We start from the raw sequence: 21,498 nt of genomic DNA, 5'->3' as shown, positions 1-21,498 counted from the left end.
TGAGGTTCACGTCGTGCCGAGGCTTCAGACGCGCTCGATGATGGTGGCTGTGCCCATGCCGGCGCCCACGCACAGCGTGACCAGGCCGGTCGACAGGTTGCGCCGCTCGAGTTCGTCGAGCAGGGTGCCCAGAATCATCGCGCCAGTCGCGCCCAGGGGGTGCCCCATCGCAATCGCCCCGCCGTTGACGTTCATCTTGTCGTGCGTGACTTTCATCACTTCCATGAAACGCAGCACGACTGAGGCGAAGGCTTCGTTCAGTTCATAGAGGTCGATGTCGCTGGCCTTCATGCCAGCGAGCTTGAGCGCCTTTTCCGCCGAATAGGAGGGGCCGGTCAGCATGATGGTGGGCTCGCTGCCGATGGAGGCGAACGAGCGGATGCGGGCACGGGCTTTCAGGCCCAGCCGTTTGCCGACTTCGGCGTTGCCGACCAGCACCGCAGCCGCGCCGTCAACAATGCCCGATGAGTTGCCGGCATGGTGCACGTGCACCAAGCGCTCGATCTCGGGATAACGCTGAATGGCCACCGCGTCGAAGCCGTATTTCTCGCCCTGCACCTTGAAAGCAGGCTCCAGCTTGGCCAGCGACTCCAGCGTGGTTTCGGCGCGCATGTGTTCGTCGCGCTCAAGCACGATGCAACCGTTCACATCCTTCACGGGAACGATCGAATTGGCGAAGCGGCTCTCGGCCCAGGCGAGTGCGGCGCGGCGCTGGCTTTCGACCGCGTAGCTGTCGACGTCGCTGCGGCTGTGGCCGTAAAGCGTGGCAATCAGATCGGCCGAAATGCCCTGCGGCACGAAATAGGTCGGAATCGCCACCGCTGGGTCAATCGCCCAGGCACCGCCGCTGGTGCCCATGGGCACACGGCTCATGCTCTCCACGCCGCCGCCGATGACCAGTGGCGACTGACCCGACATCACCTTGGCGGCGGCCATGTTGCAGGCCTCCAGGCCCGAGGCGCAAAAGCGATTGACCTGCACGCCGGCAGCGCTTTCGTGGTACCCGGCGGCAATGGCCGCAACGCGCGCGATGTTGGCGCCTTGCTCACCGGCGGGTTCGACGCAGCCGAGGATGATGTCGTCCACGAAGGCGGTGTCCAGGGTGTTGCGGTCGCGTAGTGCCTGCAGCGCGGTAATGGCCAAACTGATGGGCGTGGTGCCGTGCAGCGCACCCGCGCTGCGGCCCTTGCCGCGCGGCGTGCGCACGGCGTCGAAAATGAATGCTTCGGTCATGTTGGGTTTCCTTCTTTCTGAATCTGGGGATGCGATAGGCAAGAGGGCGGAAGAGCGGCAGGCGGCTGGCAGCAGTTGCTACAGCGTGCGGCTGATGATTTCCTTCATGATTTCGTTGGCGCCACCGTAGATGCGCGCGACGCGCGCATCCGCATAGGCGCGGGCAATCGGGTACTCCCACATGTAGCCGAAGCCGCCGAACATCTGCAGGCATTGGTCGATCACCTTGCAGTGCAGGTCGGTGGTCCAGTACTTGGCCATCGCGGCGGTGGCGTCATCAAGTTGACCGTCCATCAGCAGGCCGAGCAGACGGTCGACAAAGACCTGTGCGATCTGCACCTCGGTTTTCATTTCGGCGAGCTTGAAGCGGTTGTGCTGGAAATCGATCACGCGCTGGCCGAAGGCCTTGCGATCCTTGGTGTAGGCCAGGGTCCATTCGAGCGCGGCCTCGGCGCCCGCCACCGCGCCGATGGCGATCTGCATGCGCTCCCAGGCCAGTTCCTGCATCAGCAGGAAAAAGCCCTTGCCATCGCCGCCGAGGATGTTGCTGGCCGGCACGCGCACGTCTTCGAAGAAGAGTTCCGAGGTGTCCTGCGCCTTCATGCCGATTTTTTCGAGATTGCGCCCGCGCGTGAAGCCGGGGCGATTGGTCTCGACCAGCACCAGCGAGGTTCCCTTGGCGCCTTGCGTCGGGTCGGTCTTGGCGACAACGATCACCACGTCGGCGTTCTGGCCGTTGGTGATAAAGGTCTTTTGACCATTGATCACAAGTTCGTCGCCGTCACGGACCGCACTGGTGCGCACGCTTTGCAGGTCGCTGCCCGCGCCCGGCTCAGTCATGGCGATGGCGCCAATCACTTCGCCGGTGGCCATCTTCGGCAGCCAGTTGCGCTTTTGCGCCTCGGTGCCGTAGGCCAGGATGTAGGGTGCCACGATGTCGGAGTGCAGGCCGAAGCCAATGCCGCTGGTGCCGGCGCGCGAGACTTCTTCAATGAGCACAGCACTGTGCAGGCGCGTACCGCCACCGCCGCCGTATTGCTCGGGTATGGCGGGGCACAGCAGGCCGGCGGCGCCGGCCTTGCGCCAGACGGCGCGCGGCACGATGCCATCGTTTTCCCAGCCGGCGTGATGAGGTATGACTTCTTCTTCCAGAAAGCGACGTGCCTGGTCCCGGAAGAGTTCGTGTTCTTCACCGAAGAGGGTGCGGTTGAGCATGGGTCTGTCCATGAAGTTCGATTGGCATTGGCACTGGCATGGCCGACGGTCTCGAAGAGTTGCTCGTCCACGTGGGAAAGCGCCGGAAGCACCCAACGCACGATAGACAAACCAATCGACCAAACGCTTGTTAGATGATATAGTATACGGCATGGCAAAGGAGCAAGACAACCCACTCTCGCGCAGAGATGCGATCCTGGCGGCCGCGGCGAGCCGGTTCCGGCGCCAGGGTTTTGAGCGCACTTCGGTGCGCGAGATTGCCCAAGCCATGGGCATGACTTCAGGCTCGCTCTTCTACCATTTCGCGACCAAGGAGGATCTGCTGGTGGCGATCATGGAGGAGGGTGTTCGCGACATCATGCGGTCGGTGCGCGACGGGCTGGCTGGCGAAGTTCGCTTGCCCGAGCGGCTGCTGTCGATGGTGCGCAGCCACCTGAAGGCTTTGCTGGGTACGAGGCTCGACGCCATGACCGTGCTGCTCTATGAGTGGCGCAGCCTTTCGCCGGCCGCCCAGACCCGGGTGATGGCATCGCGCGACGCCTACGAGACCTTGTGGATGACGCCGATCAGCGAGGCTGCGGCGCTGGGCCTGGTCGATACAGATGTCGTGTTGGTGCGCCAGACAGTTCTCGGTGCCCTCAACTGGACGGCGCAGTGGTACCGGCCTGGCGGGCGTCTGGACATCGATGCGTTGGCGCAGCGCATGTACGCGATGCTGTTTCCTCGTGTGGCCGCATCGGGAGTGAGCAGTGATTGAACGGGCCGGATTCGGCTTCCATCTTACCGTTTTCAATTGTTTATTTTAGTCACATGGAGATAAAGTGAAGATATTGGTCGCCGTCAAGCGGGTGCTGGACTACAACGTCAAGGCCCGCGTCAAGTCCGACGGTTCGGGAGTCGATCTCGCGAACCAGAAGTTGTCCATGAACCCTTTCGACGAGATCGCATGCGAAGAGGCGGTGCGCCTCAGGGAGGCCGGTGTCGCTTCTGAAGTGATCGTTGTTTCCTGTGGCCCGGCGGCTTGCCAGGAAACGCTGCGCAGCGCCATGGCCATCGGCGCTGATCGCGCCGTGCTGGTTGAAACTGACGCCGCGCTCGAACCGCTCGCGGTGGCTAAGCTGATGCAGCATGTGGCCCAAAAAGAAGGTGTGCAGTTCGCCATCTTCGGCAAGCAGGCGATTGATGACGACGCTGGCCAGACTGGCCAGATGTTTGGCGCGCTGATGGGCTGGGCCCAGGCCAGCTTCGCCTCCAAGGTGCAGATCAGCGGCGACACGGCCACCATCACTCGCGAGATCGACGGTGGCCTGGAAACCCTGGCCATGAAGCTGCCGGCCGTGATCACGACCGACCTGCGCCTGAACGAGCCGCGCTTCATCACGCTGCCCAACATCATGAAGGCCAAGAAAAAGCCGATGGAGGTGATCAAGGCGGCCGAGCTCGGCATCGACATTGCGCCACGCACCGTGACCCTGAACGTCAGCGAGCCGCCGACCCGCAAGGCCGGCATCAAGGTGGCCGACCCGGCCGAACTCGTCAAACGACTCAAAGAAGAAGCGAAGGTGATCTGATGACAACCCTGATCATTGCGGAACACGACAACGCCGTACTCAAAGCGGCCACGCTGAACACGATTGCCGCCGCCACGCGCATCGGCGGCGACATTCATGTGCTGGTGGCGGGCCGCAACTGCGCTGCCGTGGCCCAGACTGCGGCGGCGGTTGGGGGCGTGAGCAAGGTGCTGCACGTTGACGCGGCGCACCTAGAGGCCCACCTGGCCGAGAACCTGGCCGAGCTGGTGCGCTCACGCGTGCGCGCCGATGTCGGCTACACCCATGTGCTGGCGCCAGCCACCGCCTTTGGCAAGAACGTGCTGCCGCGCGTGGCGGCCTTGCTGGACGCCTCCCAGGTGTCGGACGTGATCGCGATCGAGTCGCCCGACACCTTCCTGCGCCCGTTCTATGCCGGCAACGCGCTGGCCCGCGTGCAATCGAAGGATGCCATCAAGGTGCTGAGCATCCGCACCACCGCCTTCGACCCGGTCGGTGCGGGCGGCACGGCAGCGGTCGAGACGCTGGACGCGGCTGGCGATCTCGGCTTGACCACCCTGGTCGGGCGTGAGGTGGTGAAGCTGGAGCGCCCGGAACTCGCCGCTGCATCGGTCATCGTATCGGGCGGACGCGGACTGGGCGCGGCCGACAAGTTTCACGCCGTGCTGGAGCCGCTGGCCGACAAGCTTGGCGCGGCGATCGGCGCCTCGCGCGCCGCCGTCGACGCCGGCTACGCGCCCAACGACTACCAGGTCGGCCAGACCGGCAAGATCGTGGCACCCCAGTTGTACGTGGCGGTTGGCATCTCGGGCGCCATCCAGCACCTGGCCGGCATGAAGGACAGCAAGGTGATCGTTGCGATCAACAAGGACGCCGAAGCGCCGATCTTCCAGGTGGCCGACTATGGGCTGGTGGCGGATCTGTTCACAGCGGTGCCCGAATTGGTGACTGCGTTATAGGTTGCAGCGGATGCCGAGGTAAAGCAGAGGCCAGGCCTGTTCCTGGCAGTATGGTCGGCGGCACCGGCCAAACAATTCAAAAAGTAGGAGACATCGATCATGAGCCCATCAACCTCCGTCATCGCTGATGTGCCATCCCCTGGCGCAATTGCCCGCGTGGCCATCGGCGACTTCCTGCGCCGCTCGGCAGCGCGAGACCGCGCCAAGACGGCGTTCGTGCTCGGCGATCAGAGCATGAGCTACGGTGAGCTCGATGAGCGCGTGACCCGCTGCGCCAATGCCTTGCTGGCCGCTGGCTTGGTGCGAGGTGACCGCGTGACCACGCTATGCAATAACTCGCTTGAGTTCCTGGTGGCCATGTTCGGCATCCATCGCGCCGGCCTAATCTGGGTGCCGATCAACACCGGCCTGGGGCTGGATGACGTTCGCTACATCATCGACCACTCTGAGGCGCGCTTCCTGCTGGTGGATGCCGCTCTGCTGGTGCGCCCGGAGTTGCGTGCAGCCATCGAGGCGCAGCCCGGTCGCGGATGGGTGCTGGAAGGCGAGGGGGCTGGGGCTTTCTGCAGCTTCGCTGCAGCGATTGCTGCGCAGTCTGCCACTGAGTCCGAGGTCGAAATTCATGACCGCGACGTAGCCCAGATCATGTACACCAGCGGAACCACCGGCCGCCCTAAAGGGGTGATGCAAAGCCATTTGTCGGTGGTGATGGCAGCGATGAACAACGCGCTTGAGTTGGGGGTGTGGCGCGATGCCGTGAACATTGCCGTGCTGCCCCTCTTTCATTGCGCCCAGCACACGCTGATGTGCGGCGTGCTGGCGGGCGGCGGCACGGTGATTGTGATGCGCGCTTTCGAACCCGCCGCCATGCTCGACGCCATCGAGCGTGAACGGGTGACCTTGCTGGTGGGCTTGCCGCTGATGCACCAGGCCATGCTCGATCATCCCTCGCGCCCGGGGCGCGACCTGTCGAGCCTGCGCATGTGCGTGTACGCCATGGCGCCCATGGCCGAGACCCTGCTGCGCCGCCTGATCGCCGAGTTCTGCCCGAATTACTCATTGGCCACCGGCCAGACCGAGATGTACCCGCTCACCATGGCCTTCCGGCCCGAAGAGCAGCTTAAACGCTTTGGTTCCTACTGGGGCGTCAGTGCATTGATCAACGACACGGCGGTGATGGACGACGCGGGCCAGCTGCTCGGCCCCGGCGAGGTCGGCGAGATCGTGCACCGCGGTCCGAACGTGATGGAGGGCTACTACAAAAATCCCGAAGCCACCGCCGAGGCACGCGCTTTCGGCTGGCACCACACCGGTGACCTCGGCATGTGGGTCGATGGCCAGATGATGTTCAGGGACCGCAAGAAGGACATGATCAAGACCGGCGGCGAAAACGTGCCGTCCATCAAGGTCGAGGCCACGTTGCTGCGCCACCCGGCGGTGGCCAATGTGGCGGCGGTAGGTTTGCCGCACCCGCGCTGGGTCGAGGCGGTCACCGCCTTCGTGGTGCTCAAGCCAGGGGCGCAGGCCGACGAGGCCGAGTTGATCAACCACTGCAAGGAGCATCTCGGTGGCTTTGAGGTGCCCAAGGCGATCCGCATCGTCGATGCCTTGCCGATGACCTCCACCGGCAAGATTCAAAAGCATCCGCTGCGTGACAGCTATCGCGCCCTGTACGAGGACATTGAACGATAGGTGTCGGGAAGGTCATGGGGTGTGCAACACACGCCCGCGCCTGTGACCAGGCTGCTTGCAAGGCGTGCTTCGGCTTGAGGTTCTAACTAACCACCGTTCTGTCAATATGTTCGCATGACCTTTATCGAAACCAGGCGGTTTCCGGCAGGCGCGGACAGTCGCCCTTGATCCTTGATCCTTGTTCATCCCACCGTCAGAAAGGTTTTCCATGTCCGTCGTTCCTGCCATCTTGCTTGCGGTTGATGCCGACGGCATTGCGACCCTGACCCTCAACCGGCCCGATCAGCTCAATGCCTTCGATCTTGAGATGGTGGATGCTTGGCGCGCAGCACTTGAGCAGGCCGAAGCTGATGAGCGAGTCAAGGTCATCGTCGTCACCGGTGCCGGTCGTGCTTTTTGTGCCGGCGGCGATTTCGAGGAGATGGCCAAATTCAGCGAAATGGACAGCATGGGACGCAAGGATTTTCTGTACCGCCACGTGCATCGCATTGCGCTCACGCTGGAGCGGATGGAAAAACCGGTCATTGCCGCTGTCAACGGCGCTGCGCGAGGCGCTGGCTGCGACATGGCTTTGATGTGCGATATCCGTTTGATGGCCAGCTCAGCCACGCTTGCCGAGAGTTATATCAACATCGGACTGATGGCTGGTGATGCCGGTGCCTGGTACTTGCCGCGCCTGATTGGCACCGCGCGCGCGCTTGAGTTGTTCTGGACCGGTCGCGTGGTGGGGGCGGAAGAGGCCGAACGCATTGGCATGGTCAATCGCGTGGTGCCCGATGCCGAACTGATGACCGCCACCTACGATATGGCGCGCACCATTGCCGCCAAGCCGCAGCAGGCGGTACGCTTTTTTCGCCGCGCCGTCTACCAAAGCCAGACCATGGCGCTCGCCACGCACTTGGACATGGTGTCCTCGCACATGGCGGTGCTCGAAGACACGCCTGAGCATCGCGCCGGCATTGCGGCTTTCCGCACCCGCTCGCGCGCCAGCAAGTAAAAAAGGGCGGCGCCGTGCAAGGCATTCTGAGTGGCATCACCGTCATCGATCTGTCCCGCTTGATTGCCGGGCCTTACGCGGCCATGGTGCTGGCCGATCTGGGCGCGCGCGTCATCAAGGTCGAGGCGATCACCGGCGAGGAGGGGCGGCATTTTGGCCCGCCGTTTTATGGCGACTCCAGCGTCGCTTTCATGACCTGCAACCGGGGCAAGGAGTCGATCGCGCTGGACATACGCACCCCTGCTGGGCGCTCGGTGCTGGAGCGGCTGATTTCAAAAGCCCAGGTTCTGGTGCACAACTTTCGCCCCGACTTTGCCGAGACACATGCGCTGACCTACGACGCGGTGCGGCGCATCAACCCGACGCTGGTGTACTACATGGTCAGCGCCTTCGGTGAGCAGGGCGACTACCGGCTCAGGCCCTCGGTCGACAGCGTGGTGCAGGGCATGACGGGGGCCTTCTACGCAAGCGGGGAAGAGGGCAATCCACCGGTTCGTATCGGCTTGCCGATCATCGATGTGGCGTCCGGCATGTGCGGCGCGTTGGGCGTGCTGGCCGCGGTGATGCATTGGCAGCAGACCGGCCAGGGGCAGCGCGTGGAGTTGTCCCTGGTGGACACCATGTTCAATTTTCTTGCCAGCAAGGTGGGTGAATATGCGGTTGAGCAGCGCGAGCCGGTTCGTGCGGTGAACCTGCCGATTGCTGTGCCGAGCCGTCACTTTCGAGGCTCCGACGGTGCCTGGTTCAGCGTGTCGGTGGTGAATGAAGGTGCGTTCAAGCGGTTTTGCGCCGTCATCGAGCGGCTGGAGTGGCTCAACGATCCGCGTTACCAGCGCAATGCGGTGCGCATTGCCAACCGGCCGGCGCTGCTGGCTGAACTGGAGGCGATTTTCATCACCCGTTCGGCGGCTACCTGGGTGGCAGCCTTCGAGGCCGCCGATATTCCCTGTGGTCCGGTGAACACGGTGTCCGAGGCCATGGCCGACCCGGTGCTGGTCGCCCGCTTCGTGGAGCATCCTGAGATGCCGGGGCTGCCGCTAATCCCTTTTCCGGCGCAGCTTGCCGCGGGCATGCGCAAGATCGGTGACATGCTGGCACCTCCCGCGCTGGGGCAGCATACCGGGCCGGTGTTGGGCGAACTGGGCTATGGTGGGCCGGAGATTGCCCAACTGGTGCGCGACGGGGTCGTGCGCCTGCACGAAACTGCCATGGCAACCGCAGCAGTAGGGAAACCATGAGCAAAACTTCGCCCGACATTCTGTGGATCCCCAGCGCGGATCGCATCGCGGGTGCCGAGTTGACCTGTTTCCAACAATGGCTGGAACGCGAAAAAGGCGTGCGCTTTGCCGGCTACGAGGCCTTGTGGCAATGGTCCGTGGATGACTTGGAGGGTTTCTGGGGCGCCATCGTCGGCTATTTTGAGCTTCCGCTCGACGACTGGAATGGCCCGGTTCTGAGCGATCGGCAGATGCCGGGCGCGCAATGGTTTGTGGGCGCGCGCACCAACTATGCGCGGCAGGTGTTCCGGCACGCTACGGATGCCAGACCGGCCATCGTTTTTCGCAATGAAGCGGGCGATCGGGCGGACATGTCTTGGCGCACGCTGCAGGACCAAGTGGCGGCGCTGGCGCAGTGGCTGCGCGCAGCGGGCGTGGGGCCGGGCGACCGCGTGGTGGCCTACCTGCCCAATATTCCGCAATCCATCGTGGCTTTTCTGGCCACGGTTTCCGTGGGGGCGATCTGGTCGGTGTGCTCGCCCGACATGGGGGCGCCCACGGTGCTGGACCGTTTCCGGCAAATCGATCCGAAGGTGTTGATCGCGGTCGATGGCTACCGCTGGGGTGGCAAGCGCTTCGACCGGCGCGACACCGTGGCCATGCTGCTCGACGGGCTGCCCAGCGTCGAGCGCTGCGTGCTCCTGCCCTACCTGGAGCGCAGCGCCAGCGTGGGCGCGCTGCGCGGTGGCGTGCTCTGGAGCGAGGTGGTCAGCGGCCCAGCTGAACTGCGCATTGAGTCAATGCCTTTCGACCACCCGCTGTGGGTGGTGTATTCATCGGGCACCACCGGCTTGCCCAAACCCATCGTGCACGGCCATGGCGGCATCGTGCTGGAGCAGGTCAAGCTGATGCGCCTGCACAACGACCTCGGTCCCGAAGACCGCTTCCACTGGTTTTCCACCACGGGCTGGATCATGTGGAACTGCCAGGTGGGTGGCTTGCTGGTGGGGGCGACGGTCTGCCTGTACGACGGCGCCCCGGCCTGGCCCGACTACACCACGCTGTGGCGCTTCGCGGGGGAAGTCGGCGTGACGTTTCTGGGTGCCGGTGCGGCGTTTTATGCGGCCTGCCAGAAAACAGGCGTAGAGCCGCGCGAGGTGGGCGCGCTGGGGCCGCTGCGCACCGTGGGTTCGACCGGCTCGCCACTGTCCCTGGAAAGCTACCAGTGGATTGCCAAGCATGTCGGGCGCGATGTCTGGATCAACCCGATCTCCGGCGGCACCGACTTCGCAGGGGCCTTCGTCGGCGGCGTGCCGACCCTGCCCGTTGTCGTGGGAGAAATGCAAGGGCGCTGCCTCGGGGCGCGCGTCGAGGCCTTCAACGAGCAGGGCCAGCCGGTCGTGGACGAGGTGGGTGAGTTGGTCTGCACCGCGCCCATGCCGTCCATGCCCCTCTACTTCTGGAACGACCCCGGCAACCGGCGCTATCTGGACAGTTATTTCGACATGTACCCCGGCGTCTGGCGGCATGGCGACTGGCTTCGCATCACACCGCGCGGCGGCGCAATCATCTACGGCCGCAGCGACACCACCATCAACCGCCACGGCGTGCGCATGGGCACGAGCGATATCTACAGCGTGGTCGAGGCGCTGCCCGAAGTGCTCGACAGTTTGGTGGTCGATCTTGAGTTTCTGGGGCGCGAAAGCTATATGCCGATGTTCGTCGTGCTGCGCCAGGGCGTGGCGCTGGACGCGCCGCTGATCGGGCGCATCAAGAGCGCCATCCGCGCGGCCGCGTCGCCGCGCCATGTGCCGGACGAGGTGTTTCCCGTGGCCGAGGTGCCGCGCACGCTCACCGGCAAGAAGCTCGAACTGCCGATCAAGAAGCTGCTGCTCGGCCAGCCCATCGACAAAGTGGTCAACCGCGATGCGCTGGCCAACCCCGCCAGGCTTGACTGGTTTCTTGAGTTTGCGCGCGTGCGTGCCACGCAGACCCGATAGTTTCTCCCAACCAATATCACGAAGAAACACCATGAGCGATCAGGAAGTCATTTACGACGTCAAAAATTACGTTGCCACCATCACCATCAATCGGCCCAAGACGCTCAACGCTTTCACTGGTGACACCATCAAGGACATGGAGCGACTGCTGGCCCAGGCCGGCGACGATCCGAAGGTCGGCGTGATCGTGCTGACCGGTGCTGGCGAGCGCGCCTTTTGTGTCGGCGGTGATGTCAACTGGGAAAAGGGCGAAGGTGGCAAGAGCAGCCTGCAGGACCTGGAATTCAACTTCAACCGCCAGATCGCCGAATGTCCCAAGCCGGTGATCGCGCGCGTCAACGGCTATGCCATTGGTGCCGGTCACCACATTGCCTACTTTTGTGACTTCACGATTGCCGCCGAGCATGCGATCTTTGGTCAGAACGGGCCACGCGTCGGCTCACCGGCCGGTGGTTACATCGTCTCGCACGCGGCCAATGTGCTTGGCCACAAGCGGGCGCGCGAACTGTGGATGCTGTGCCGCCGCTACAGCGCGAAGCAGGCGTTCGACTGGGGTCTGGCCAACTCGGTGGTGCCCATGGCCCAACTCGACGAAGAGGTGCAGAAGTACTGCGACGAATTGCTGTCGCTGTCGCCGACCTGCCTGAAGATTGTCAAGCGTTCGTTCTACCACCACATGGCTCCGATCATGGGCAAGGACATGAACGACCTGATCCAGGAAGTGGCACCTAACTATTTCAGTACCGGCGAGCAGCAGGAAGGGGCCAGCGCCTTTCTTGAGAAACGCAAGCCCGACTTCAGCAAATTCCGCTAACCGGTAACCTTTATCCTGCGCGGCTCGGCGGGGAACTTTTAGAGACTGAAAATGATGAACCAAGAACGTTACCCCGAGTTGCGTGCCGCGCTGCGCGATCTTTTCAAACGCTTCCCTGACGAGTACTTTCGCAAGATTGACGATGCCCGTGCTTACCCCGAGGCGTGTGTGGACGCGCTGACCAGGGCCGGCTGGCTGGCGGTGATGATTCCGCAGGAGTACGGCGGAGCTGGCTTGGGTCTGGCCGAAGCCTCGGTGGTGATGGAAGAGGTCAACCGCTGCGGCGGCAATGCCGGCGCCTGTCACGGCCAGATGTACAACATGGGCACCTTGCTGCGCCATGGCTCGGACGAGCAAAAGCGCCGCTACCTGCCAAAAATCGCGAGCGGCGATCTGCGCCTGCAGTCCATGGGCGTGACCGAGCCAACCACAGGCACCGACACCACCAAGATCAAGACCACCGCAGTCAAGCAGGGCGACCGCTATGTGGTCAATGGCCAGAAGGTCTGGATCTCGCGGATTCAGCACTCCGATCTGATGATTTTGCTGGCACGCACCACCCCGCTCAAGGATGTGAAGCGCAAGTCAGAGGGCATGTCGATCTTTATCGTTGACCTGCACCAGGCCATTGGCCAGGGCATGACTGTGAACCCGATCCGCAACATGGTCAACCACGAGACCAATGAGCTGTTCTTCGACAACCTCGAAATCCCGGCCGAGAACCTGATCGGCGAGGAGGGCAAAGGTTTCAAGTACATCCTGGACGGCCTGAACGCCGAGCGCACGCTGATTGCCGCCGAGTGCATTGGCGACGCCCGCTGGTTCGTCGAGCGCAGCGCCCGCTATGCCCGCGAGCGCCGCGTGTTTGACCGCCCGATTGGGCAGAACCAGGGCGTGCAGTTTCCCTTGGCCGAGGCCCACATCGAGACCGAAGCCGCTGACCTGATGCGCTGGCGTGCCTGCGAGCTGTTTGACGCCCACCAACCGTGTGGCGCAGAGGCCAATATGGCCAAGTACCTGGCCGCCAAAGCCTCCTGGGAGGCGGCCAACACCGCCATTCAGACCCATGGCGGCTTTGGCTTTGCCTGCGAATACGACATCGAGCGCAAGTTCCGCGAAACCCGGCTGTACCAAGTGGCGCCGATCTCCACCAACCTGATTCTGAGTTACGTGGCCGAGCATGTGCTCGAGTTGCCGCGCTCATTCTGAAAGAAATTGCCATGCGTCCATTGGAAGGAATGCTGATTGTCACGCTGGAGCACGCGATTGCCGCGCCGTTCTGCACCCGCCAGTTGGCCGATCTCGGCGCGCGCGTCATCAAGGTCGAGCGTCCGGGCGAGGGCGACTTCGCCCGCGCCTACGACAGCCGGGCCCACGGCTCGGCTTCCCACTTCGTCTGGTGCAACCGCTCCAAGGAAAGCCTGACGCTCGACCTCAAACACCCGGCCGCACGCGCCGTACTGCAAAAGCTGGTGGAGCGCGCCGACGTGCTGGTGCAGAATCTGGCGCCCGGTGCTGCCGCGCGCATGGGACTGGACCATGCCAGCCTGGCGCCGGTCAACCCGCGCATCGTGGTGTGCGACATCTCGGGCTACGGCGACGGCGGCCCCTACACCGCGAAAAAAGCCTATGACCTGCTGATCCAGAGCGAAGCCGGTTTTGTGTCGGTGACCGGCACGCCGGAGACGCCATCCAAGGCCGGGCTGTCGATTGCCGACATCGCCGCTGGCATGTACGCCTACAGCAGCGTGCTGGCCGCTTTGCTGGAGCGCGGGCGCACGGGGCGTGGCCAGCGGCTCGAAATCTCCATGCTCGAAGCCATGTCCGAATGGATGGGCTTCCCGCTCTACTACACGCTGGATGGCCAGCCGCCGCCGCTGCGTGCCGGCGCCTCGCACGCCGCCATATACCCCTACGGCCCTTTTACCTGCGGCGACGGCAAGCAGGTGGTGCTGGCGGTGCAGCACGACCGCGAATGGGCCACCTTCTGCAACCAGGTGTTGCAATTGCCCGAGCTGACCGCACAGTACCTGGGCAACGCCAACCGGCTGGCCCAGCGCGAGAAACTGCGCGGCATCATCGAAGGTGTCTGCGCCACTCTGACCGCGGCGCAACTGGTGGCGCGGCTGGATGCGGCGCAAATCGCCAACGGCCAGCTCAACGAGATGGCCGACCTGTGGAAGCACCCGCAACTCGCGGCGCGTGGGCGCTGGACCGAGATCGGTTCGCCAGGCGGCACGCTGCCGGCGCTGTACCCGCCGCACCACGTCCAGGGCAGCGAGCCGCCGCCGCCCATGGGGCCGGTGCCTGCGCTGGGTCAGCACACCGAAGCCATCCTGACCGAGCTCGGCTACGGCGAGACTGACATCGCCCGGCTGCGTGCAGACCAAGCCATCTGACTGCGAGATCGATGCCATGACCCCAGATACGAACCCGAGCGCGACGCTGGCTGCCTTTGCCGCCGATCTGTCATTCGACACCATTCCGGCGCCGGTGCTGCGCCGAACCGAAGACCTGTTCCTCGACTGGTACGCCTCCGCGTTGGCGGGCAAGGGCGCCCGGCCGGTCGAGGCCATCGAAGCCTATGCCCGCACCATGGGGCCGGCCTCCGGCCGCGCCGAGGTGCTGATCTCGCGCCGCACCACCTCGCCCCATTTCGCTGCGATGGTCAACGCGGCCGCCTCGCATTTCGCCGAGCAGGATGACGTCCACAACGGCTCGGTGTTTCATCCCGCAGCCGTCGTGTTCCCGGCGGCGCTGGCCATCGCGCAGGACATCGGTGCCAGCGGCCGCGAGTTCCTGGCCGCCGTAGTGGCGGGCTATGAAGTCGGCATTCGGGTGGGCGAGTTCCTGGGCCGCTCGCACTACCGCATCTTTCACACCACGGCCACCGCCGGCACGCTGGCCGCCGCTGCGGCGGCCGGACGGCTGCTCAAGCTCGATGCGACCACCATGCTGCATGCCTTCGGCAGCGCCGGCACACAAGCCGCCGGGCTGTGGGAGTTTTTGCGCGACGCCGCCGACTCCAAGCAACTGCACACCGCGCATGCGGCGTCCAGCGGCTTGGCTTGCGCCTACTTGGCGCGCGAGGGGCTGACCGGCGCGCGCCAGATTCTGGAAGGCGCGCAAGGCATGGCTGCGGGCATGTCGAACGACGCCGATCCGGCGCGCCTGACCGACCGCCTGGGCCAGCGCTGGGCCACGGCGGAAACCTCGTTCAAATACCACGCCTCGTGCCGCCACACCCACCCCAGCGCCGACGCGCTGCTGGCGCTGATGCAGACGCATGGGCTCAAGGCCGACGATATTGCCGCGGTGACCACCCATGTGCACCAGGGCGCCATCGACGTGCTGGGCCGCGTCACCGTGCCCGCCACCGTGCACCAGGCCAAATTCTCAATGGGCACGGTGCTGGCGCTGGCCGCCGAATACGGCTTTGCCGGGCTGAATGAATTTGAAGCGCATTACCTCGCGCCGCGCGTGGCCGCCTTGCGCGACCGCGTGACGATGCAGCTCGACGCCGAGGTCGATAAGGCCTACCCGCAGCGCTGGATCGGCAAGGTAACGGTGAGCACGCGCGATGGCCACACCTTTGGCGCGCGGGTCGATGAGCCCAAAGGCGACCCTGGCAACACCCTGACACGTGCCGAGCTGGAAGACAAGGCGCAGCGCCTGGCGGCCTACGGCAAGGGGGCCACGCCTGCAGAGGTGGAGGCACTGATCGCGCGCGTCTGGGCGGTCGCCGAGGCGCCGCACATCGAGCGCTGGTTGGCGGCATGAGCATGGCGACCAGCACCCCCGGCCTCCATGTCCTGCCGCGTGCCTATCTTTTTGTGCCCGCAGACAGGCCTGAGCGTTTTGCCAAGGCGCGCGCCAGCGGCGCCGACGCGGTGATTGTTGATCTGGAAGACGCGGTTGCCCCCGAGGCGAAGGCGAGCGCACGCGACGCGTTGGCGGCGGCGCTTGATGCGTCGGCACCGCTGGTTGTGCGCATCAATGCCGCTGGCACGCCCTGGTTTGAAGACGATCTCGAACTGTGTCGCCATCCTGGTGTGGCGGCGGTGATGCTGCCCAAGGCCGAGGGTATCGATGCCGTGTGCACCGTGGTCGAGATCACCTATAAGGACGTGTTGCCGATCATCGAGTCGGCGCGCGGACTTAGGGAAATCCACAGCATTGCGAGCGTGCCGGGCGTGATCCGCCTGGCTTTTGGCAGCGTCGATCTGGCGCTCGATCTGGGCATTGACTGTGCGCCCGATGGCGCGGAGTCAGAGCTGCTGGCTTTCCGCTCACAAGTGGTGCTGGCCTCGCGGCTGGCCGGGCTGGCCGCGCCAGTTGATGGTGTCAGCACCGCGATCGAGGACCTGCAACGCTTGCAGGCGGACACTGAACGCTCACGTCGACTCGGCTTTGGTGCCAAGCTGTGCATCCACCCGAAGCAGCTTGCCATCGTCCAGGCGGTGTTCACGCCGACCCCCGAACGGCTTGACTGGGCGCGCCGCGTCTGCAAAGCATTTGAAACGGCGGGTGGTTCCGCTGTGGCGGTTGACAGCCAGATGGTCGATCTGCCGGTGTACCAGCGTGCACAAGCCGTGCTGCGCGACGCGGGTCTGAGCGCCTGATTTTTTAAGCCCACCCCAAACCGACTGGAATTTCTCATGACCCGCAAGAACAAACCCATCCGCTCCGACATTGCGTGGAGTACCCCCGACCGCATCGAGGTGCACGGCAAAAGCCTGCCCGACGAAATTCTTGGCCATCTCAACCTGGGTGATATGGCCTTCCTGCAGATCGTCGGGCGCATGCCGACGCCGCAGGAGTCCAACGTATTCAACGCGATCGCGGTGACGCTGGTCGAACACGGCATCACGCCGAGTGCGCTGGTCGCGCGACTGACTTACGCCGGTGCGCCCGAATCGCTGCAGGCGGCGGTGGCGGCCGGATTGTGCGGCCTGGGCAGCGTGTTCGTCGGCAGCACCGAAGGCACCGCCAAAATGCTGTACGAGGCGCTGCCGCCGGGCACACGCGACGCCGATCTGGAGCGCATTGCGCGCGAAACCGTGGCGGCCTACCGAGAGCGTGGCCAGATCATTCCGGGGCTCGGCCATCCGCTGCACAAGCCGGTCGATCCGCGTGCCCCGCGCCTGTTCCAGATCGCCAAAGACAACGGCTTTTCCGGCGACTACATCCGCCTGGAACAACTGATCTGCGACGAGGCCGAACGCGCCGCTGGCAAGTCGCTTCCCGTCAACGCGACCGGCGCCATCGGCGCCATCAGCTGCGAACTCGGGCTGCCATGGAAAATCGTGCGCGGCATCGGCGTCCTGGCGCGTGCCATCGGGCTGGTGGGGCACATCCTGGAAGAGAGCAAGAACCCGATGGCGGTCGAGATCTGGCAGCGGGTCGAAGACGAGGCCACCCAGCACATCAGGCCGCAAGGCGCCTGAAGCGCTGTGGCTGGCCTTGCAGGCACGATGCGCCCGCGTCGATCTATCGATTGAATTTTGCTGGACACCACTGGAGTATTGCGCGATGAATGACACGATCCTGAGAGAAGAACCCATTCACTGGGTGCAATCACCTTCGCAGACTGCCGAGGCATCGAGCGTGGGAGCCTGGTCGACCGAAGCCGTAGTGGCGCTGTTCGATCAGCCGTTTACCGAGCTTCTGTTTCGCGCGCAGACCGTTCACCGCGAGCACTTCGACCCGACCGAGGTCGAGCTTGCCACGCTGCTGTCGATCAAGACCGGTGGCTGCCCGGAAGACTGTGGCTACTGCCCGCAGTCGGTGCACTACGACACCGGCGTAGCGGCCAGCAAGCTCATGGCGGTGGAAGAGGTGCGCGACGCGGCCGTGCGCGCCAAGGCGGCCGGCGCCACACGCTTCTGCATGGGCGCGGCCTGGCGCGCGCCCAAGGACCGCGACGTGCAAGCCGTGGCCGAGCTGGTGCGCGCGGTCAAGGACGTGGGCCTGGAGGCCTGCGCCACCCTGGGCATGCTCAACGAGGGCCACGCCGAAACCCTGCGCGACGCCGGGCTCGACTACTACAACCACAACCTGGACAGCGCCCCCGACTTTTACGGCGACATCATCACCACGCGCGATTACCAGGACCGGCTCGACACCCTGCAACGCGTGCGCGGGGCGGGCGTCCGGGTCTGCAGTGGCGGGATCGTGGGCATGGGCGAGACGCGGGTGCAGCGTGCGGCGCTGATCGCCCAGCTGGCCAACCTGGCGCCCGATTACCCCGAATCGGTGCCGATCAACAACCTGGTCAAGGTCGAAGGCACGCCGCTGGCCGATCAGGCCGAACTGGACCCGCTGGAGTTCGTGCGCATGATCGCGGTCGCCCGCATCACCATGCCGCGGGCCCGGGTGCGCCTGTCGGCCGGGCGCCAGCAGATGAGCGATGCGGTGCAGGCCCTGTGTTTTGCGGCCGGCGCCAACTCCATCTTTTATGGCGAGAAGCTGCTGACCACCGGCAACCCCGACATCGAACGCGACCGGGCGCTGATGCAGCGCCTGGGCCTGCATGCGCGCCACACTATGGGCGCCTGAGGACCACGACCATGTTTCGCACCCTGCTGAAATCCAAAATCCACCGCGCCACCGTCACCCACTGCGAGCTGCACTACGAAGGGTCCTGCGGCATCGACGAAGACCTGCTTGAGGCGAGCAACATCCGCCCCAACGAACAGGTGCACATCTGGAACGTCAACAACGGCGAACGTTTCATCACCTACGCCATCAAGTCGCCGCGCGGCAGCGGCATCATTTCGCTCAACGGCTCGGCCGCCCGGCGCGCCAGTGTGGGCGACCTGGTGATCATCGCGGCCTTTGGCATGGTTCACGAGGACAAGCTCGACGAGGCCGTGCCGAAGCTGGTGTTCCCCGACGCCGCCAACCGCATCGTCGAGACCCGCAGCGAGCCCGCCGGTCCGCAGTCCGGCGATCCGGTCATCCTGCCCCTAGGCGCCGAGCTTTGATGCTACCTGTGTCGGCCAACGACGCCTGGCGCTAGCGCAGCCCGGCTGGGGTTTGGCACCCCTGCACCCAGATGAAGCTGCACGCGTCCGAGGGTGCTGCGCTGCCGCTGATTCCCGTGGCGCGGGCCCAGGCGTGTGGCTGCGCGACCACGGAGGCTGGTGCCATCTGAATGCGATCAGCTCCTGGTGGGTCAACCTGTTCGGGCACAACCACCCCGCCATCCGCACCGCGCTGATCGATCAGTTGCACACGCTCGACCACGTGATGCTGGCTGGTTTCACCCACGGGCCGGCGGTTGAACTGTCCGAGCGCCTGGCTGCGCTCACTGGCCTGGGCCACGCCTTCACCGGGAGCGACGGCGCCAGCGCCACCGAGAGCGTCAAAGTGATCCGCGCGGAACTGGCTTTCGGCGACGCAAAAGAACAGTGTCACCGTTTTGAGGAGGGTTCTCTTCCAACATCTGCCGGAAACGCTGTGCAGCGCTACCGTCGGCGCTCGGCTGCATTGCCACGCCGAGCGCTACCGCGAGCGATGCTTCTGACGACACATCGCGAAACTCCACTCGCCTGGTGGAACCTGTGCTGCATGCTGCAGGGACCAATGCCACCCCGATGCCGCTTTCCACAAGACTGACCAACGTCTGAACCTGCACGGCTTCCTGCGTGACCCGGGGAGTAAAGCCAGCGGTCTGGCAGACCAGCATCACCTGTGCTCTAAGGTTTACCGCGCTCGACGCTGAGTACATGATGAAAGCTTCATTGGCCAAGTCCGATAGCGCCACGCGTTTGCGCCGGGTCAGCGGATGGTGCATCGGCAAGGCGACCACCAGCCTGTCCCATTCCACCGGTCTGATTTCGATCGGTGTGGCTTCTGCCACGGGGTATCGAACGAGCCCTAGGTCCAGCGCACCAGCCTCCAGGTCGCGAAGTATCTGTGTGGTCGTGCCTTCGCGCAAGTCGAGCACCACATTCGGGTAGCGCTCGCGAAAAAGCGGCAGTACGCGTGGCAGCATCGCATAGGTGGCGGAGCCTACAAAGCCAATGCGCAATCGCCCGCCAACGCCGTTACGCAGAGCGACGACAGCGCTGCGTAGAGATGAACAAGATTGTGCCGTGGCAGGCCTTGGTTGCGCTCATCCAGCCACACGCCCGTGGAGCACACCAGGCGCTGGGTGGACGCCCGCCTTTTGCGGTCGAGACCATGCTGCGCATCCACTGCCTGCAGCTGTGGTGGAACCTGAGCGATCCGGCGATGGAAGCAGAGCTGCACGAGCGCCCCTTGTACCGTCGCTTTGTGGGCCTGGACGGCGCCGCGCGCTTGCCCGACGAGAGCACCATCCTGCGCTTTCGCCACCTGCTGGAGAAACACCAACTCGCCCCTCAGGTGCTGGCTACCATCAATGCCGGACTGGCCCATCAAGGCCTGTTGCTCAAGACCGGCACCGTGGTGGACGCCACCATCATTGCCGCGCCCAGTTCGACCAAGAACAGCACGGGAGAGCGCGACCCCGAGATGCACCAGACCAAGAAGGGCAACCAATGGCACTTCGGCATGAAGGCACACATTGGCGTGGATGCCGACTCGGGCCTGGTGCACAGCGTGGTGGGCACGGCGGCCAACGTCAACGACGTGACACAGGCCGGCGCGCTGGTGCATGGAGAAGAGACGGACGTGTTCGCCGATGCGGGCTACCAGGGTGTGGCCAAGCGCGAAGAAACGCAGGGCATCAATGCGAACTGGCACGTGGCCATGCGCCCGGGCAAGCGCAAGGTGCTCGACAAGAGCACGCCCATGGGCGAGATCATGGACAAACTGGAGCAGACCAAGGCGCGCATCCGGGCGAAGGTGGAACACCCGTTTCGCGTGATCAAGCAGCAGTTCGGTCATGCCAAGGTGCGCTACCGGGGCTTGGCCAAGAACACAGCGCGCCTCACGATGCTGTTTGCGCTAAGCAATCTGTGGATGGTGCGCAGGCAGATCTTGAGGTTGCAGGGGTGAGTGCGCCTGCAGCCCGGGCGATGCCCTGCGAGCCAGGTCAAAACGGCCGCAGAAGGTCGAAATCCGTCTTTGCAAACCATCCGAACCCGACTTCAATATCGTCATCCGAAATTCATCGTCTCAGCTCACGCTGCAGCGGGTGTTTTGCAGACCTTCCTTAGCCCGTTAAGCCTTGCTTTTGACGTCTCCTCCACACCCCAGCGCTGGTGATACAGGTCGGCGAACACGTTGCAGGCAACGGCGTCGGCGGGCAGGGTGGTCAGCAGCACCCGAACCTGGCCCTCGGGGGTGACTTGGCGCACCAGCCGCACCGTGACGGGAACGGGCGTACAGCCATAGTCCAGCGCATCGCGGCGCGAAGGGAGGCCTCAAGGTCACGGTTGCCTGGTCCAGCCCGCTTCTCACGAAGTCCCGCACGGCCTTGAAGCCATTGACCTTGTCCCACGGGTGCAAAAGCGAATGCCGCGCTGCTGCAGGCACGCCGCCGGGTAGCCACGGTCCAGCACCAGCAGATAGGCAGGGCCCAGCTTGTCCAGGGCCTCGAACGGCATCTGACGCTCGGGCACCTCAGGCCCGCACCCCCCCCAGCGCCAATCGAGCGAACCGAAGAAGGTATCGAGCATGGCGCGTTGTGAAGTGCCGCCCATGGACAGCGGCACGCCGATCAAGCGCGGCAACGTCAAGATCGGCGGCGGGTGAGGGCAGCGTGCCGCGCACTGGCGGCAAAATAATCGCAGCGGATGCGCGCCGCGAGTTCAGCGAGGATGGCATGGACGCCTCCTGAGTCTTTTTCGGTCACGATGGAGGTCCCATCCACCTACCAAGGAGACCGCCAT

General features: G+C 64.5%; 21 protein-coding genes and 1 pseudogene. 17 read left to right on the top strand and 5 right to left on the bottom strand.

All coding sequences use genetic code 11. The annotated features are described in order from the left end of the window. Positions 1–24 precede the first annotated feature (24 nt). Positions 25–1,233, bottom strand: a complete 1,209-nt coding sequence (locus AC3WPZ_RS09835) for an acetyl-CoA C-acetyltransferase (protein WP_492439346.1) — start codon at positions 1,231–1,233, stop codon at positions 25–27. 78 nt (positions 1,234–1,311) lie between these two features. After that, positions 1,312–2,448 carry an acyl-CoA dehydrogenase family protein gene (locus AC3WPZ_RS09830; protein ID WP_297393952.1) on the bottom strand — a complete coding sequence of 379 codons (1,137 nt, stop codon included), beginning with the start codon at positions 2,446–2,448 and terminating at the stop codon, positions 1,312–1,314. 151 nt (positions 2,449–2,599) lie between these two features. Here AC3WPZ_RS09830 and AC3WPZ_RS09825 point away from each other — a divergent pair, with 151 nt between their 5' ends. From AC3WPZ_RS09825 to AC3WPZ_RS09750, 16 genes and pseudogenes are all read left to right on the top strand, one after another. Further along, entirely contained in the window at positions 2,600–3,205 is a 606-nt protein-coding gene (locus tag AC3WPZ_RS09825) for a TetR/AcrR family transcriptional regulator (RefSeq protein WP_291086741.1), read from the top strand. A gap of 64 nt (positions 3,206–3,269) precedes the next feature. Next, positions 3,270–4,019, top strand: coding sequence for an electron transfer flavoprotein subunit beta/FixA family protein (locus tag AC3WPZ_RS09820; RefSeq protein WP_291086739.1), 750 nt, complete (start codon positions 3,270–3,272; stop codon positions 4,017–4,019). Then, the gene (locus tag AC3WPZ_RS09815; RefSeq protein WP_492439343.1) at positions 4,019–4,957 is read left to right on the top strand and encodes an electron transfer flavoprotein subunit alpha/FixB family protein; all 939 of its coding nucleotides are present in this window, start codon (positions 4,019–4,021) and stop codon (positions 4,955–4,957) included. The genes AC3WPZ_RS09820 and AC3WPZ_RS09815 overlap by 1 nt, the downstream gene beginning before the upstream one ends. Before the next feature lie 99 nt (positions 4,958–5,056). Then, positions 5,057–6,649 (top strand): AMP-binding protein, encoded by a 1,593-nt coding sequence (locus AC3WPZ_RS09810; RefSeq protein ID WP_291086736.1) that lies wholly within the window; start codon positions 5,057–5,059, stop codon positions 6,647–6,649. 208 nt (positions 6,650–6,857) lie between these two features. Further along, positions 6,858–7,646 carry an enoyl-CoA hydratase/isomerase family protein gene (locus tag AC3WPZ_RS09805; protein ID WP_056278432.1) on the top strand — a complete coding sequence of 263 codons (789 nt, stop codon included), beginning with the start codon at positions 6,858–6,860 and terminating at the stop codon, positions 7,644–7,646. Positions 7,647–7,660: 14 nt separating this feature from the next. Further along, complete coding sequence (locus AC3WPZ_RS09800) at positions 7,661–8,884, top strand: CaiB/BaiF CoA transferase family protein (RefSeq protein ID WP_056278429.1); 1,224 nt, start codon at positions 7,661–7,663, stop codon at positions 8,882–8,884. Beyond that, on the top strand, positions 8,881–10,863 hold the full coding sequence (locus tag AC3WPZ_RS09795; RefSeq protein WP_492439340.1) for an acetoacetate--CoA ligase: 1,983 nt from the start codon (positions 8,881–8,883) through the stop codon (positions 10,861–10,863). The genes AC3WPZ_RS09800 and AC3WPZ_RS09795 overlap by 4 nt, the downstream gene beginning before the upstream one ends. 31 nt (positions 10,864–10,894) lie before the next feature. Continuing rightward, positions 10,895–11,677: an enoyl-CoA hydratase-related protein gene (locus AC3WPZ_RS09790; protein ID WP_492439338.1), complete on the top strand. Its 783-nt coding sequence runs from the start codon at positions 10,895–10,897 to the stop codon at positions 11,675–11,677. Positions 11,678–11,728: 51 nt separating this feature from the next. Further along, positions 11,729–12,886, top strand: a complete 1,158-nt coding sequence (locus tag AC3WPZ_RS09785; protein WP_056278421.1) for an acyl-CoA dehydrogenase family protein — start codon at positions 11,729–11,731, stop codon at positions 12,884–12,886. Positions 12,887–12,897: 11 nt separating this feature from the next. Beyond that, positions 12,898–14,076: a CaiB/BaiF CoA transferase family protein gene (locus tag AC3WPZ_RS09780; protein WP_069047327.1), complete on the top strand. Its 1,179-nt coding sequence runs from the start codon at positions 12,898–12,900 to the stop codon at positions 14,074–14,076. Between the two features lie 16 nt (positions 14,077–14,092). Further along, positions 14,093–15,457 carry an MmgE/PrpD family protein gene (locus tag AC3WPZ_RS09775; protein ID WP_056278598.1) on the top strand — a complete coding sequence of 455 codons (1,365 nt, stop codon included), beginning with the start codon at positions 14,093–14,095 and terminating at the stop codon, positions 15,455–15,457. Then, on the top strand, positions 15,454–16,299 hold the full coding sequence (locus AC3WPZ_RS09770) for an HpcH/HpaI aldolase/citrate lyase family protein (protein WP_236944073.1): 846 nt from the start codon (positions 15,454–15,456) through the stop codon (positions 16,297–16,299). The genes AC3WPZ_RS09775 and AC3WPZ_RS09770 overlap by 4 nt, the downstream gene beginning before the upstream one ends. Before the next feature lie 36 nt (positions 16,300–16,335). Continuing rightward, positions 16,336–17,124 (top strand): citryl-CoA lyase, encoded by a 789-nt coding sequence (locus AC3WPZ_RS09765; protein ID WP_056278412.1) that lies wholly within the window; start codon positions 16,336–16,338, stop codon positions 17,122–17,124. A gap of 85 nt (positions 17,125–17,209) precedes the next feature. Then, positions 17,210–18,235, top strand: a complete 1,026-nt coding sequence (bioB, locus tag AC3WPZ_RS09760) for a biotin synthase BioB (protein WP_291086725.1) — start codon at positions 17,210–17,212, stop codon at positions 18,233–18,235. 11 nt (positions 18,236–18,246) lie between these two features. Beyond that, complete coding sequence (panD, locus tag AC3WPZ_RS09755) at positions 18,247–18,663, top strand: aspartate 1-decarboxylase (RefSeq protein WP_056278406.1); 417 nt, start codon at positions 18,247–18,249, stop codon at positions 18,661–18,663. A 71-nt stretch (positions 18,664–18,734) separates the two neighbouring features. After that, positions 18,735–19,039, top strand: a pseudogene (locus AC3WPZ_RS09750) (aminotransferase class III-fold pyridoxal phosphate-dependent enzyme); the annotation flags it as partial. A 4-nt stretch (positions 19,040–19,043) separates the two neighbouring features. Here AC3WPZ_RS09750 and AC3WPZ_RS09745 read toward each other — a convergent pair. Continuing rightward, entirely contained in the window at positions 19,044–19,712 is a 669-nt protein-coding gene (locus tag AC3WPZ_RS09745) for a LysR family substrate-binding domain-containing protein (protein ID WP_297393939.1), read from the bottom strand. On the opposite strand from AC3WPZ_RS09745, the gene AC3WPZ_RS09740 reads away from it, so the two are divergent. After that, the gene (locus AC3WPZ_RS09740; protein ID WP_492439386.1) at positions 19,712–20,662 is read left to right on the top strand and encodes an IS5 family transposase; all 951 of its coding nucleotides are present in this window, start codon (positions 19,712–19,714) and stop codon (positions 20,660–20,662) included. The two genes, AC3WPZ_RS09745 and AC3WPZ_RS09740, sit on opposite strands and share 1 nt — an antisense overlap. A 125-nt stretch (positions 20,663–20,787) precedes the next feature. On the opposite strand, the gene AC3WPZ_RS09735 is transcribed toward AC3WPZ_RS09740, so the two are convergent. Both AC3WPZ_RS09735 and AC3WPZ_RS09730 read right to left on the bottom strand, forming a co-directional pair. Continuing rightward, positions 20,788–20,964 carry a hypothetical protein gene (locus AC3WPZ_RS09735; protein WP_492439333.1) on the bottom strand — a complete coding sequence of 59 codons (177 nt, stop codon included), beginning with the start codon at positions 20,962–20,964 and terminating at the stop codon, positions 20,788–20,790. Between the two features lie 99 nt (positions 20,965–21,063). Then, on the bottom strand, positions 21,064–21,345 hold the full coding sequence (locus tag AC3WPZ_RS09730) for a hypothetical protein (RefSeq protein ID WP_492439331.1): 282 nt from the start codon (positions 21,343–21,345) through the stop codon (positions 21,064–21,066). Between the last annotated feature and the right edge of the window lie 153 nt (positions 21,346–21,498).

Source organism: Hydrogenophaga sp. FW305-3-2-15-A-LB1, assembly GCF_058787875.1.
This window is presented reverse-complemented; position numbering and strand designations above follow the sequence as displayed.